Below are 14,804 nucleotides of genomic sequence, written 5' to 3'. Positions count from 1 at the left end.
AAGAGGTGAAAAAAATGAGTGAGACAAATTTATGTCCTCGTTTAGCAAAAGCAATGGATTTAATCGGAAAACGCTGGACAGGGTTAATTTTATATCAATTATTAGATGGACCACAGCGTTTTAATGAGATTGAATCTTCATTACCTGTAAGTGGCCGTTTATTATCGGAACGTTTAAAAGAGCTAGAAAAAGAAGGGCTTGTTAAACGAAAAGTATATTCAGAGGTACCGGTGCGTGTTGAGTATTCTTTGACGGATAAAGGTTGGGCACTAGAAGGAGCAATCCGAAATATCGAATCGTGGGCAACGAGTTGGCTGTAAAAGTATGTCTATCTCGAAATTTTTGATGGATAGATTAACATTGGACATATGTAATACTAATGACCATGAATTCTTTATCATATTCGTCATCTCTGCACAGGAAGTCTTGTTAACCATTAGGACGAGATAAAAAATAACCTTCATTTTACTTGTCAAATTAGGGTTCTAAATCCATACTAGTGTAGAGTAAGAAGGATGTTAGAAAGGAATTAGCTCTTATGACAAAAGAACAATGGGTGGCGGATTTAGCACAGAGCGTTAATCCAGCCAATATTAAGTTAGATGAATCATTACAGCAATATACTATGACAAAATTAGGCGGTAAAGCGGATGTTTTCGTTCTCGTTGAAACAGAGGAAGAGGCAACAACGGTTATTCGCTATGCCCATAAAAATAATATACCTTTATTAATGTTAGGTAATGGATCTAATATGGTCGTTCGTGATGGCGGTCATCGAGGGATCGTTGTTACATTTTCATTTTTAGATGAGATTCGCATTAATGGTGACCATGTTTACGCGCAAAGCGGTGCACTTATTAAGGCTGTATCGAAACTGGCTGCGGCAGCATCTTTGACAGGTTTTGAATTTGCATGCGGTATCCCTGGCTCAGTTGGTGGAGCTATGGCAATGAATGCAGGTGCATATGGCGGTGAAATTAAGGATATTATTATTTCTTCGAAAGTATTAACAAAAGAAGGCGAAATTTTAATATTATCGAAAGATGAGCTTGAACTTAGTTATCGTCAAAGTATCATTACCAAGAAGGGGTATTATGTATTATCATCTGAATTTCAATTAGCAAAAGGTGTACAGGAAGAAATTGATGCAAAAATTGCTGATTTAACGTTTCAGCGAGAATCTAAGCAGCCGTTAGAATACCCATCTGCAGGGAGTGTTTTTAAGCGCCCACCAGGTCACTTTGCTGGCAAGCTTATTCAAGATAGTGGCTTACAAGGAAAAGGCGTAGGTGATGCAGAGGTATCAACGAAGCATGCAGGCTTTATTGTTAATAAAGGTAATGCAACGGCTACTGACTATATTGCAACAATCAAAATGGTACAACGAGTAGTTAAAGAAAAGTTTGACATCGATTTAGAAACAGAAGTAAAAATCGTTGGTGACGACTTATAGGATACTACGCCCTTCACTAATGGTGGAGGGCGTTTTTTTGAGGAGTGAAAAAGAAAATGAAGTTTATATCATGGAATGTTAATGGAATTAGAGCCTGCTTAGGTAAAGGGTTTTTAGATTTCTTCAATCATGTAGATGCAGATTTTTTCTGTATTCAAGAAACAAAGTGCCAGGCTGAACAAGTGGAGATTTCTCTTGAGGGATATGAGCAATATTGGAATTATGCACAGAAGAAAGGTTATTCAGGTACAGCCATTTTTACAAAACATAGCCCACTTGCAGTACGTTATGGCGTTGGTGAGGATGAATCGCAGGAAGAGGGAAGAATTATTACACTAGAGTATGAAGATTTTTACTTAGTGAATGTTTATACCCCAAATTCACAGCGTGATTTAGCGAGATTACCTCTTCGTTTAAAATGGGAGGATCGATTAGCGCTATATTTAAAAGAGCTAGATTCCAAGAAACCTATAGTTTACTGTGGTGATTTAAATGTTGCACATATGGAAATTGATTTAAAAAATGCGAAGTCTAATGCCGGTAATTCAGGTTTTACATTTGAAGAACGTGAAAAAATGACGGAGCTATTGGCAAGTGGTTTTGTAGATTCATTCCGTCACATGCATCCTGATACGACAGATCACTATACATGGTGGTCTTATATGAATAAAGTACGCGAGCGTAATATCGGATGGCGTATCGACTACTTTATTGTTTCTGAAAGACTAAAGAACAAAATTAATGTGGCAAGCATTCATTCACAAATTATGGGCAGTGATCATTGCCCAATCGAATTACAGCTTAATAACTAGTATCTATGAGAATAAAATGATCTGGGAAATCCTTGTGAATGTTTTATCACTTTAAATAATGTGATTTCCGTTCCAGGCTACTCGCTTTCCTGTGGGCGAGCGTCGAGCCGAGGAACGAAGGCTAAAATCATCACGTCCTGTGATAACGCCTTCGTGACCAATATCCTGTTGCCCCGACGCCCCCAGGAAGCTTTGCTCTGTGCGAAAGCGTAGCGACAGCAACAACAAAGCGCCCGGCTGGAACGGAAATCACCCCCTCGTTTTGCCGAAGAGCCATACTTTAATAAAAATGACTCTTTAATTTCATTGACACAATAGTTTTTCAACAACATAAAAAATCGTATTTTCTAAAGGGAAAATACGATTTTTTTTATACTGCAACGCAATAAGCATTAAACTTCGAATCTTTAAAAGGTAAAAGAATATATTGCAAAAAGGGGGTTGAGGTGTGAGAAAGTTTACATGGAAAAAGTGGCTACTGGCTATAGCAGGATTTTTAGCTGTAGTAGCTATTGTCACATTTATCGGATTTACATGGTTTATGAATAAATCAAAACCAGTAATTGATGGAGAGCTTTCGTTGAGCGTGCTAGATGAAGATGTAACCGTCACAAGGGATGACAAGGGGATCCCTCATATTTTTGCAAAGACAGATGCAGATTTGTATCGTGCACAAGGCTATGTTCAAGCACAGGATCGACTGTTTCAAATGGATTTAGCGAGAAGACAAGCTAGTGGTCGTTTGTCGGAAATAATCGGTGAGGCAACTATTGATACTGACAAACATTTCCGAACGTTTAGTTTGCGTGATGCAGCTGAAAAGTCATTATCTACCTATGATGCAGAAAGCAGGCAGGTACTTGAGTGGTTTGCAGATGGCGTCAATGCTTTTATTGCACAGGCTAAGAAAAATAATACTTTAAGCTATGAATTTGCATTACTAGGCTACGAACCGGAGGAATGGTCCGTTGTAGACTCTCTCACTATTGGTAAATATATGGCCTATGACTTAGGGGGTAATTGGAATACGCTTGCGTTCCGTCATTGGGCTTTACAAAACTTTGGTGAAGAAAAAGCTAAAGAATTATTTATAAAGTATCCTGAAAACGCTTCATCTATTATCAAGGCAAATAAAGAAAATCCAGTAGCCGTGGCAGGGCATTTTAAGACTGAACTGTTGCCAAATGAATTTAACGGCAGTAATAACTGGGTTGTATCAGGGAAGAAAACAAAAAACGGTACACCAATTTTAGCGGATGATCCACATTTAGGATTAAGTACACCATCTATTTGGTATCAAATGCATTTACAATCTCCTGAGCAAAATGTTAGTGGCGTAATCTTTGCAGGTGTTCCAGGAATTATTTTAGGCCACACCGATAACATTGCATGGGGAGTAACGAATGTTGGACCTGATGTACAGGATTTATATATTGAAATACCAAATCCGAATAATCCAACGCAGTTCCGCTATGATGGCAAGTGGGAGCAAGCGGAGGTACGTGATGAACCGATTAAGGTAAAGGACGGAGAAACGGTAGATTTTAAAGTCGTTGTCACACGTCATGGCCCAATCATGACAGATTTAGCTTTTAAAGATACTGAGCCTTCAGCACAATTTTCGATGCAGTGGACGGCACTGCAGCCTACGACAGAGCTACGTGCTGTACTAGGCTTTAATAAGGCAAAATCCTGGAATGAATTTGAAAAAGCGTTGGAGGATTTTAAGGCACCCGCTCAAAACTTTGTCTTTGCATCAAAGGATGGCACGATTGCTTATAAAGCGAATGGTCAAATTCCGATTCGAAAAAAAGGAGACGGGCAATTACCAGTACCAGGTGATTCTAGTGACTATGGGTGGGAGGGCTTTATCCCGTGGGGTGAGCTTCCGACTGTAGTAAACCCAGATGAAGGCTTTATTGCAACAGCGAATAATGAAGTCATTGGGGAAGAATATCCTTATCATATAACAGATTTTTGGGCACAGCCTTATCGTTTTGAACGGATTAAAGAAGTTTTAGAGGCGAATGATTCTTTAACAGTGGAAGATATGATGAATTTACAAATGGATCAGCATAACCTATATGCTCGTGAGTTTTTACCATCTTTATTAACGTCGATAAAAGCACAAAATCAGGATGGAAAATATAAAGATGTTATTAAATTATTAGAGAATTGGGATATGGTAGATGCAAAGGATTCAGGAGCACCATTAGTGTTCCATACATTAATGGAAAAGTTACAGGAAGTGTTATTTAAGGATCAGATGCCAGAAGATATGTATGAATTAATGTATGGGAAATTTAATATTACTGACCAGCTTTTACGTACAGCTTATGCAGGTAACAAGAGTATATGGATTGAGGAGCAGGGTGGAGTCGATGCAACAGTTTACAAGGCGTTAGAGCTCACTGTCGCACAACTAGAAGATCAATTCGGAAAAAACGTGTCGAAATGGAAATGGGGTGACTTCCATCAACTTACCTTTGACCATACATTAGGTAAAGCTTCGCCGATTCTTGCGGCATATTTTAATGCTAAAAAGGTTCCTATTGGTGGTTCAAAGGTTACTGTTCAGGCTGCTGACAATGATTTAGCTGGAAATGTTAATCATGGAGCATCATGGCGCTTTGTTGTAGATATTGGTGATTTAAGCTCAGCCTATCATATCGTTGGTCCGGGACAGAGTGGACATGTGAAATCTGCCTGGTATCAAGATCAAGTAATGGATTGGGCGAATGGAGATTATCATCAAACATTTGTGAGGAAAGAAGATATTAAAGGTAAAACGTTACGATTGAAAGCACAATAGGATGAGAGGCTATAAGAATCTATAGGGTTTTATATTAAGACAACATGGTTTCTCAGCAAAACGAGTGGTTGATTTCCGTTCCGGCTGAGCGCTTTCCTGGGGGCGTCCGATGAGCCGCTTGGGCCAACACGATGTTGGTCACGAAGGTGTTATCACAGGATGTGATGGTTTTAGCCTTCGTTCCTCTATCGCTAATCCCCAAGGAGTCGCTCAGTCTCCACTCCAATCAACCTCTTAGCGTGCCTTATTTATCTCCACTTTGTTTAATATGTCACCATAATTTCATTATCAGAACAACATGCAAAGTTATCACATTGAAGTGATAGCTTTTTTACTTTTATATTTATGAGTTAGCAATTTAAATAAAGTATTTTTAAACTTGTGATATAAATCATTTACATTCAAATATTCGTTTGAATATGATGGGATATTATGTTATATTGAAAACAATCAAACGAATATTTGAATGAGGTGAAAAAATGCCAAAAGAAGTATGTGAGATAACACATGTTCATGAAGAAGCTGTCATTAAGGTACAACAGCAAATGCCAGATCTATCAGGAGTAGCAAAATTTTTAAAGGCATTATCTGATGAAACAAGACTGAAAATTACGTATGCCTTAACGATCAAAGATGAATTATGTGTTTGCGATGTTGCCTCCATAATCGGTTCGTCAGTAGCAACAGCATCGCATCATTTACGTTATTTGAAAGATAATAATTTAGCGAAATCCTATCGTAAAGGAAAACAGATGTATTACTCTTTAGCTGATGAGCATGTGTATCAAATTGTAACGATTGCCTATGAACATGTGAAAGAGGGGATTGCAAATGGCAGCGACACCAACTAAACAAGAATACAGGCTACAAAACTTATCCTGCGCCAGCTGTGCAGCGAAATTCGAAAAAAACGTGAAGGCTATCCCCGAGGTCCAGGATGCACAAGTGAATTTTGGCGCTTCTAAAATAATGGTTATTGGTAATATTGACGTTGATCAGCTTGAAGAAGCAGGTGCCTTCGACGGTATAAAAGTATCCCAATCAACAGCAAGAACAATTGAAAAATCAACACCTTTTTATCGAAAAACAGAAAATATATTAGCTGGAATTTCCTTGCTGTTCATAGTGCTTGGATATGTGTTTGGAGCAATGCGTAGTGAAATTGAGCCATTAACTATTGGGATGTTTATTATCGCAATTCTAGTTGGGGGAATTGGCATTTTTAAAACAGGTTTCCGCAATCTAACACGTTTTGAATTTGATATGAAGACACTGATGACCATTGCAGTAATAGGTGCAGCGATTATAGGTGAATGGGAAGAAGCGGCCGTTGTTGTCTTTTTATTCGCAGTAAGTGAAGCACTTGAAGCCTATTCGATGGATAAGGCGCGTCAATCGATTCGTCAGCTAATGGATATAGCTCCACCAACAGCAACGATAAAGCGAGCACATGGCGAGCATTTTCATGAAATGGAGCTGCCGACGGAAGAGATTGAAATTGGCGACATTTTAATCGTAAAACCTGGTCAGAAGATCGCTATGGACGGAATTGTAGTTAGCGGATTGTCGGCAGTGAATCAGGCGGCGATTACAGGTGAATCTATCCCGGTCAATAAAACAGTCGATGACGAAGTATTTGCAGGAACTCTAAATGAAGAAGGTGCCCTAGAGGTTCGTGTAACAAAGCGAGTAGAGGATACAACGATTGCAAAAATTATTCACCTAGTTGAAGAAGCACAGGCAGAAAAAGCACCTTCACAGCAGTTCGTTGATCGCTTTGCGAAATACTACACACCTGCAATTATGATTGTTGCTTTACTTGTAGCGGTTATACCCCCTTTATTTATAGGTGATTGGCAACATTGGATTTACCAAGGATTAGCAGTACTTGTTGTAGGGTGTCCATGTGCTCTGGTTGTTTCTACACCGGTTGCTATTGTTACGGCAATCGGGAATGCTGCTAGACAAGGCGTTCTTATTAAAGGTGGTATCCATTTAGAACAGCTTGGTCATATTGAAGCAATAGCATTTGATAAGACAGGTACACTTACAAAAGGTCAACCTGCTGTAACAGATATTTTTACATCGCAGGAAGTGTCTGAGGATTATGTTTTACAGCTAGTAGCGGCCGTTGAAAAGCAATCACAGCATCCATTAGCTAAAGCAATTTTACAGGCATTGCATGAGAAAAGTTTAACAGAGCTTATACCAACAGACTTTCAATCCGTAACAGGCAAGGGTGCCTATGCAACGGTAGATGGTCAAACAATTTATGTAGGAAGCTTAAAATGGATTGCTACATTAACGACTGTTGATGAAACGATAAAAGAACAGGTTGAAAAACTTCAACAACAGGGTAAAACAGTTGTAGCAGCTGTTAGTAATGATCAGTTTATTGGGATGATTGGTATTGCTGATCAATTACGTCAAGAAAGTAAAGATGTCTTAAATAAATTAAATGGTTTAAAAGTGAAGCATAAAGTTATGCTAACAGGTGATGCAGAACCAACGGCACAGGCAATTGCAACTTCTTTAAATATGACAGATGTAAGAGCAAGTTTATTACCTGCAGAAAAATTAATGGCCATTAAAGATTTACGTGCACAGTTTGGCGCAGTGGCGATGGTAGGAGATGGTGTCAATGATGCTCCTGCACTTGCCTCAGCCAATGTTGGTATTGCAATGGGTGGTGCTGGCACTGATGCGGCACTAGAAACTGCGGATATCGCATTAATGGGTGATGATTTAACGAAGCTTCCTTATACAATTGGTTTAAGTAGAAAAACATTACGCATTATTAAAGAGAACATTATATTTGCCTTAGCCCTAAAATTAGTTGCTCTGTTACTCGTTATCCCAGGATGGCTAACATTATGGATTGCAATCTTTGCAGATATGGGTGCTACATTAATAGTTGTTTTTAATTCATTACGATTAATCAAATCTAAGAAATGGTGAATAAGATATAATCCGGTGGAAATGTGCAGGAAATTAGTCATTCTGAGGGGCTAGTAATATTTATTGATATAGATGCTACTAGTGATTCTTGAAAAAATGCTTTGTTAACGCTATTATGGTTTCAGGAATAATGTAACAATTAAATATAAATGAGGCGAAGGTTTGAATATGTCAGATCCTATTTTAGTAAATGTTACAGAGGAAATTGTGCGTGGTTTAGTAAGTTTTCTACTACGAGGACCGGAATATCAAACATTTTGTAAATGTGAAATCTGTGAACTTGACGCAGTGGCACTTACACTGAATGCATTGCCTAGTAAGTATGTTACATCTATGGAATCCAGAGATGAAGCATTTAGAATGATGAATACTCCTGAAAATATCGAACGCATCAATAAAGAGATTATTCATGCATTACATGTGGTAAATAAGTATCCTCGACATAAGGTGGAGCCAACTTCTATATGAAGTTGGCTCTTCATGTTTTTGAAAAAGTATTGGGTCAATGAAGGTGTGTCTAAATAAAGTATAACCTTTGGCAGAGCGAGGGGGTGATTTCCGTTCCGACTGGGCGCTTTCCTGGGGGCGTCGGGGCAACAGAATGTTGGTCACGAAGGCGTTATCACAGGACGTGATGCTTTTAGCCTTCGTTCCCCTATTTTCCAATCAACCAATTCACTTAGCGTGTATTTTCTGGTACGACACTATAATTTATAATGATAAAGCGAAGCGTCAGCAACAAATATTTTATGTGCGAAAGCGAAGTGGTAGCAACATCAGATACAAATAAGTCTATTTAGTTCGAATATGATGAATAGCCAAAGCGTTCACTTTTGAAATGCATGAAATTATAATAGCACTACGCTATTGTTGATTGGAGTGGAAGGCTACTCGACTCCCGTGGGAAAGTGAGACAGGCGAGACCCTGCACGGAGCACAGCAGAGGAAGCGGCTCGACGCTCGCCCACAGGAAAGCGAGTAGCCTGGAACGGAAATAAACCCCTTGCTTTGCGTAAAGCATCCTTTATTTAAAATGATACCTTAATTTCATTGACACTTATTTTCCATCTACACGGGAGCCAACATATGAAGTTGGTTCTTTTTAGGATGCACATGTATTGTTTTTCTGGCATATGTATTTTCAGTTAACTTTTAAGGCAAGCTTGTAGTAAACTAGAGAGTAAGAAAAGGAAAGAGAGGGAATAGGATATGCCAACACCAAGTATGGAGGATCATATCGAACAAATATACTTATTAATTACAAATAAAGGGTATGCTCGTGTGTCTGACATTGCTGAAGCATTATCTGTTCTTCCTTCTTCTGTTACAAAAATGGTTCAAAAATTAGATAAAGATGGTTATTTAGTTTATGAAAAATACCGTGGCCTTACATTGACGCCTAGAGGAGAAAAGCTAGGAAAACGTCTTGTACAGCGTCATGAGCTTCTAGAGCAATTTTTGCGAATCATTGGTGTAGATGAAGAGCGAATTTACGATGATGTAGAAGGAATTGAACATCATTTAAGTTGGAACTCAATCGATCGAATTGCGGATCTTGTGCAGGTAATGGAAGAAAATCCGGACATCGTTAAAAAACTAGAGGCATCTAGAACACATCATAATTTCTAAAGTTTTTGTGAAAATGATGGTAAGAGGGAAAGGAAGACAATATGAACGAATTAAAATCAGGTGAAGTTGTTACGTTAACTGTATTAGAGCAACAAGCATCGAAATGGATCTTAACAAATGGAGTTAACGAACTGCCCTTAAATGCTTCAGAGGTAACAGAGCCACTTGCAGTAGGTGACCGCCTTGAAGTATTTTTATTTGCGGATCGTCGTGGCGATTTAGCAGCAACAACAGCTATACCGTCTTTCGTACAAGGGGAATATGGCTGGGCTCGTGTTCTAAAAGTAGTCGAGCATGAAGGGGCCTTTGTAGATATCGGAACGTCACGCGAGGTACTAGTAAAAGCTGAAGATTTACCTGCAATAACAGAGCTTTGGCCAGCACCAGGCGACCATTTATTTATGACATTACGCACAGATCGCAATGGTGATTTATTTGGACGTTTAGCAACTGAAGAAAAAATTTCGGAATTGTATGAAGGTGCATTTGAAGAAATGCATAATAAAAACATTAAGGCACGTCCATATCGTTTATTACCAGTTGGCTCATTTTTATTAGGTGTGGAGACTCCGTACCGTATTTTTGTTCATGAGTCAGAGCGTAATGCAGAACCTCGTCTTGGACAAGACGTAGATGTTCGTATTATTGATGTAAAAGATGATGGCTCAATGAATGCTTCACTTTTACCACGTAAGCATGAACGTATTTCAGATGATGCACAAAAAATATTAAATTATTTACAAGATGTTGGGGGCAAAATGCCATTTGGCGATAAATCCTCACCTGATGAAATTCAAGAAATGTTTAATATGAGTAAAGCTGCATTTAAACGTGCGTTAGGTACACTTTTGAAAGCTGGTAAGGTGAAACAACAAAATGGTTGGACAGAGGAAATTTAGTGCAGGAAGACATTCATATATCTAAGGTATGGTGAATGACTGCCAGATGAAGTGAAAGAAAATGACGAGAGCTACTATGAAACCTTCTCGTCTTTTTTTCGTACTAATTATTGCTTAACTTCTTTCGGCGGGTGGCCAAACTGCCGCTGAAATAGAGGAACTCAGTCTAAGAACGCCACGTCCTGTGGCAATTTATCTGTGCGAAAGCGTAGCGACAACAACAACAACAACAACACACGACTGAGTGACCAACATCGTGTTGGGCTAAAGCCTCCGGATGCAATGATGCCGAGGCATCATTGATTGGCAAACATGATACTGGCCAAATGAGTTTTCTAACGAAAGGGGTCACAAAATTTGAAAAAAACGTGGATAAAAATACTAACTGCGACTATGTTAGTATTTGGCGTGATGGCACCAGCAACAGGTTTTGCAGCTGATAATACGCCACCTAAAGCAATTGATGAAAAATTAGGAGTACCAATCGTCGTATATGGTGCAAACTTATCTGAGGCTGAAAAAGAGTCTGTTAAAGAGTCATTAAAAGTGAACGAAGAGCCTGAAGTTGAAGAAATAACAGTTTCAGGTCAAGACTTAGCTAAATATATTAAAGATAGTAATTCAAGCTCTCGTATGTATTCTTCTGCCAAAATTACGCGCAAGAATGCAGGAGAAGGCTTAGTTATTGAAATTGTTACACCATCAAATATTACACAGGTTACTTCTGAAATGTATGCAAATGCCATGCTAACTGCAGGTATTGAAGATGCAACAGTACAGGTGGCTGCACCTAAAGCAGTAACAGGTCATTCAGCGCTTGTGGGAATATACAAAGCATACGAAGTAACAACAGGTGAAAAGCTTGATACTGATCGCACAGATGTTGCAAATGACGAACTATCAGTAGCAACTACTCTTACGCAATCGGCAGGTGTGGACGATGCCAAGGTTGCAGAATTACTAACAGAAATCAAAAAACAAATTGCAGAATCAAAGCCAGCAACTAAAGAAGAGGTTGAAAAGATTGTGCAAGAGCAATTAAAGAAGCTTGAAATTAATTTAAGTGATAAGGACCGTCAATTGCTAGTTGATTTGATGAACAAAATTAGTAAACTAGACATTGATTTTAGTAAATGGTCTAAACAATTAGACGATATTAGCAGTACAATTAAAGATAAATTTGGATCGCTAATGGAAGATACAGGATTCTGGGCAAGTGTGAAAAATTTCTTTGCTAATTTAAAGGATACAATTGCATCATGGTTTAATTAATTTATAGAAAAGAATCTGCAACACTTTCTCTTGATTACTAGAGGAAAGTGGGCAGATTCTTTTATTTTTCAAGGGGTGGGACTTTTTGAAGTGCTACATGTTTAAAGGCTATGTTACTATGATAAAAAGGAGTGGTGAGAAATGGAATTTCAATTACAACAGCTAGCGGAATATAAACTTGCTTTTGTCTATGAGCAAGAAGGGGAAAAATTGGCGGAAATTACATGGCAGCAAAAAGGTCAAGTAATGGTAATGGATCACACATATGTATCAGATAAGCTCCGTGGTCAAGGCGTGGCCAAAAAATTGTTAGATCATGCCGCAGTTTATGCACGTGAGCAAGGTTATAAAATGGAAGCTGTTTGCTCGTATGTAGTTGCAGCATTTGAAAAATCTGATGCTTATAATGATGTAAAACAATAAAGTGAAACTTTAATCAGTGGGGATTTTTTTCATCCCCACTGATTATTAATCTTCACCAATCGGGCGTTTACGGGCAGTTTTAATCACATCTTATTTCTTTAATTTTGCAAAATTTTATGGTGAAGCTTACTCCCGTTAATGCGGGATAAAAAATAAGGCAATCTGCTTGTTTGATGGCGGATTGCCTTTTAACTTCTTGCAGCGGATGTACAATCATCCGCTGCAAGAAGTTAGCCTCCGGCGGATATCATGGAAATCAGAAAGGAATTCTTAAAGGATGTTAGCCTAAAATCATCGCATCCATGCGATAACGGCTAAATGACCTGCATCCCACGTCCTGTGGCATTACCGAAATGGCCAACATCGTGTTGGCCCTCGTGCATGCCCAAGTAGCCGATTCCGGACGCATTGTTTATCTGTAGCGAAAGCAAAGCGTCAGCTACAATTTTGCCGAGGCATAATTGATCTTCTAATGCCAATCATCCATGCTGCTCCTTACAGTAAAATACTATATATAAGTGCTGTTAAGAGGCCTGCTCCACCTACTAATGAAGCCATGTCTATCCAATCATATACTGAGTCTAAATCTTTCATAAAAATCACACTCCAATTATTAGTATTAATTCATTAATTCCCTTTGCTCGTCCTTTATAGTCATAAATAGTTACAAAAATATCGTGATTTAAGAAAATCAACTTATATAAATGGCATATGTTTATCAAATGTCATTCCTAATTTTCGGTGATAAGCAAGAAATAGATACATGCAATAAAATTTAGTAGGAGAATGATTAACTATGTCTTGAAACATACAGACGTACTATGAATTTTGTTTATATGATGAAGGCGAAGGGTTATAGATGATGTCTCTCTTTTTATATATGCTGTAAAGTATATAAAAATTATGTTTAGTCCTTTAAAAATAGGGAAAGATATAAAACAGAGCCAGTTTCTATATTTTTGGGAGGGATATATAATGGCAAAACGTAAAGGTTTTGTGATTGCAGGGTTAGCTTTAGCAGCAACTTATTTAAGTAAAAAAGAAAACCGTGATAAAGCATTAAGTACGCTCAATGGTGCAAAGTCTAAATTAGCCTCTTATTTGAATACAACGAATATGGAGATGCACGAAAACATTTCAGAGCGTATATCTACTGAGGTAGCGACAGAAGCCGGAACTTCTCCAACAAAAATAGCTTCAAATGAAATGGTTGCTGAAGGCGGAGGACATACAAGTATCCATTACTATCATGAAGAAATTCATGAAAAAAAGAATTAATAACAAAAAAACCTTCTCATATCACGTGAGAAGGTCTTTTTTGTGTACATATGATGATAGTTGCAAATACTAATAATACAATTCCGGTAAATATAAAGCCGCTGACAATACCTAGAGAGAGCCATCCGAGCAATGAGGAACCTAGGACAACTCCTAGTGAGAAGAAGGCATAAAAATAACCATAGGCTTTTCCACGAATGTCAGCAGTCGTAGAGTCGATTAAAAGTGAATTGACTGATGGAAATAAGAAGCCAAACCCGATCCCATAGCAGGCCATTGCAATATAAAGGAACGTACTTGAATCCGCCTGGCTAATTAATAATTGACTTATCCCCATTAAACCTATACCAAGTGATAATGTTTTAATTGGAGCAACCTTATCGAAAATACGGTTAGTCGGCAAAATAAATACGAGTACAGCAATAATTCCGAATGTACTCATCAAAGTACCGCTTAAACGTGAATCAAAGCCTAAAGATTGTACTTTAAGAGGAAGGAGATAGGCAATAACCCCTTGAGAAAACATTAAAAAGAATGCACTAAAGAAGGCTTTTAATGTACCTGTATTATTAAAAAGTACATGAATAGGGATGTTTGTAGGTGGCGCAGATTTTTCTTTTTTTACCTGATTTGATTTTAGCAAAAAGAAGGCAAGTACACTCAACAAGAGCATAAAGCTTGCTGTTATATTAAAAACGAATGGTACGCTAGTACGACTCGCTAAAATTCCACTAAAGGCAGGGCCGATTATTGCGGCGATACCAACAAATGCTCCAGAGATAGCACTGCCCTTACCTCTTTTTTCTTGCTCAGTTGCATTTGCTAAAAATGTGAAAGCAGCAGGAACGATAAAGCCCGCAACTAATCCATGTACAAAGCGGACTACTAATAGAACAAAAGGATCTTCTACTAAATTATAAAGTGATAGTGAAAGACCTGTTGTTAAAAGACCTAGGATTAAAATAGCGAATGGTCCCTTACGATCCGTTAAAAAACCAGAGATAATATTACCAAATGTATTGGAAAGAGAATACATACCTACAGCCAGGCCAGTAAAGAAGGCGGATGCCCCTAAGGATTCAGCATATGTACTCATGACAGGAAGCTGGGTAAATAGGTCGAAAAATGAAAAGAATATAATCAAGTAGATAAGTTTCTTCATTGCTCCTCCGATGAAAAGTTATGTATTTAGTAAGATAGTCCAATATAAGTATTACACTGATTATATCATTCCCGACAAAAAAGAACGCCTCATAAGTTTTTCAACT

13 protein-coding genes are annotated in these 14,804 nt (G+C 38.3%); 12 read left to right on the top strand and 1 reads right to left on the bottom strand.

What is annotated here, in order from left to right:
• The first annotated feature begins 14 nt into the window (after window positions 1-14).
• The 12 genes from ACIQLB_RS22290 to ACIQLB_RS22235 all read left to right on the top strand — a co-directional run bounded on the left by ACIQLB_RS22290 (window position 15) and on the right by ACIQLB_RS22235 (window position 13,536).
• Complete coding sequence (locus tag ACIQLB_RS22290) at window positions 15-320, top strand: winged helix-turn-helix transcriptional regulator (RefSeq protein ID WP_400730791.1); 306 nt, start codon at window positions 15-17, stop codon at window positions 318-320.
• 218 nt (window positions 321-538) lie between these two features.
• Complete coding sequence (murB, locus tag ACIQLB_RS22285; RefSeq protein ID WP_400730789.1) at window positions 539-1,453, top strand: UDP-N-acetylmuramate dehydrogenase; 915 nt, start codon at window positions 539-541, stop codon at window positions 1,451-1,453.
• 56 nt (window positions 1,454-1,509) lie between these two features.
• Window positions 1,510-2,265 carry an exodeoxyribonuclease III gene (locus ACIQLB_RS22280; RefSeq protein ID WP_400730787.1) on the top strand — a complete coding sequence of 252 codons (756 nt, stop codon included), beginning with the start codon at window positions 1,510-1,512 and terminating at the stop codon, window positions 2,263-2,265.
• Between the two features lie 448 nt (window positions 2,266-2,713).
• Window positions 2,714-5,077: a penicillin acylase family protein gene (locus ACIQLB_RS22275; protein WP_400730785.1), complete on the top strand. Its 2,364-nt coding sequence runs from the start codon at window positions 2,714-2,716 to the stop codon at window positions 5,075-5,077.
• A gap of 479 nt (window positions 5,078-5,556) precedes the next feature.
• Window positions 5,557-5,928: an ArsR/SmtB family transcription factor gene (locus ACIQLB_RS22270; RefSeq protein WP_400730783.1), complete on the top strand. Its 372-nt coding sequence runs from the start codon at window positions 5,557-5,559 to the stop codon at window positions 5,926-5,928.
• Window positions 5,909-8,035, top strand: a complete 2,127-nt coding sequence (locus ACIQLB_RS22265) for a heavy metal translocating P-type ATPase (protein ID WP_400730781.1) — start codon at window positions 5,909-5,911, stop codon at window positions 8,033-8,035. Before ACIQLB_RS22270 ends, ACIQLB_RS22265 begins: the two co-directional genes overlap by 20 nt.
• Window positions 8,036-8,203: 168 nt before the next feature.
• Entirely contained in the window at window positions 8,204-8,503 is a 300-nt protein-coding gene (locus ACIQLB_RS22260; protein ID WP_400730779.1) for a late competence development ComFB family protein, read from the top strand.
• Between the two features lie 741 nt (window positions 8,504-9,244).
• Window positions 9,245-9,664, top strand: a complete 420-nt coding sequence (mntR, locus tag ACIQLB_RS22255) for a transcriptional regulator MntR (protein WP_053481939.1) — start codon at window positions 9,245-9,247, stop codon at window positions 9,662-9,664.
• A gap of 41 nt (window positions 9,665-9,705) precedes the next feature.
• Window positions 9,706-10,563, top strand: coding sequence for a CvfB family protein (locus ACIQLB_RS22250; protein ID WP_400730777.1), 858 nt, complete (start codon window positions 9,706-9,708; stop codon window positions 10,561-10,563).
• A 357-nt stretch (window positions 10,564-10,920) separates the two neighbouring features.
• Complete coding sequence (locus tag ACIQLB_RS22245; RefSeq protein ID WP_400730775.1) at window positions 10,921-11,835, top strand: DUF1002 domain-containing protein; 915 nt, start codon at window positions 10,921-10,923, stop codon at window positions 11,833-11,835.
• Between the two features lie 141 nt (window positions 11,836-11,976).
• Entirely contained in the window at window positions 11,977-12,258 is a 282-nt protein-coding gene (locus ACIQLB_RS22240) for a GNAT family N-acetyltransferase (RefSeq protein ID WP_400730773.1), read from the top strand.
• A 975-nt stretch (window positions 12,259-13,233) separates the two neighbouring features.
• Window positions 13,234-13,536, top strand: a complete 303-nt coding sequence (locus ACIQLB_RS22235) for a hypothetical protein (RefSeq protein WP_053481943.1) — start codon at window positions 13,234-13,236, stop codon at window positions 13,534-13,536.
• A 16-nt stretch (window positions 13,537-13,552) separates the two neighbouring features.
• On the opposite strand, the gene ACIQLB_RS22230 is transcribed toward ACIQLB_RS22235, so the two are convergent.
• The gene (locus ACIQLB_RS22230; protein ID WP_400730771.1) at window positions 13,553-14,698 is read right to left on the bottom strand and encodes an MFS transporter; all 1,146 of its coding nucleotides are present in this window, start codon (window positions 14,696-14,698) and stop codon (window positions 13,553-13,555) included.
• Window positions 14,699-14,804: the final 106 nt, after the last annotated feature.

Source organism: Lysinibacillus sp. NPDC092081 (assembly GCF_044755845.1).
GTDB lineage: Bacteria > Bacillota > Bacilli > Bacillales_A > Planococcaceae > Lysinibacillus.
Note: the sequence above shows the minus strand (reverse complement) of the source record. Positions and strands in the feature narration are given on the sequence as shown.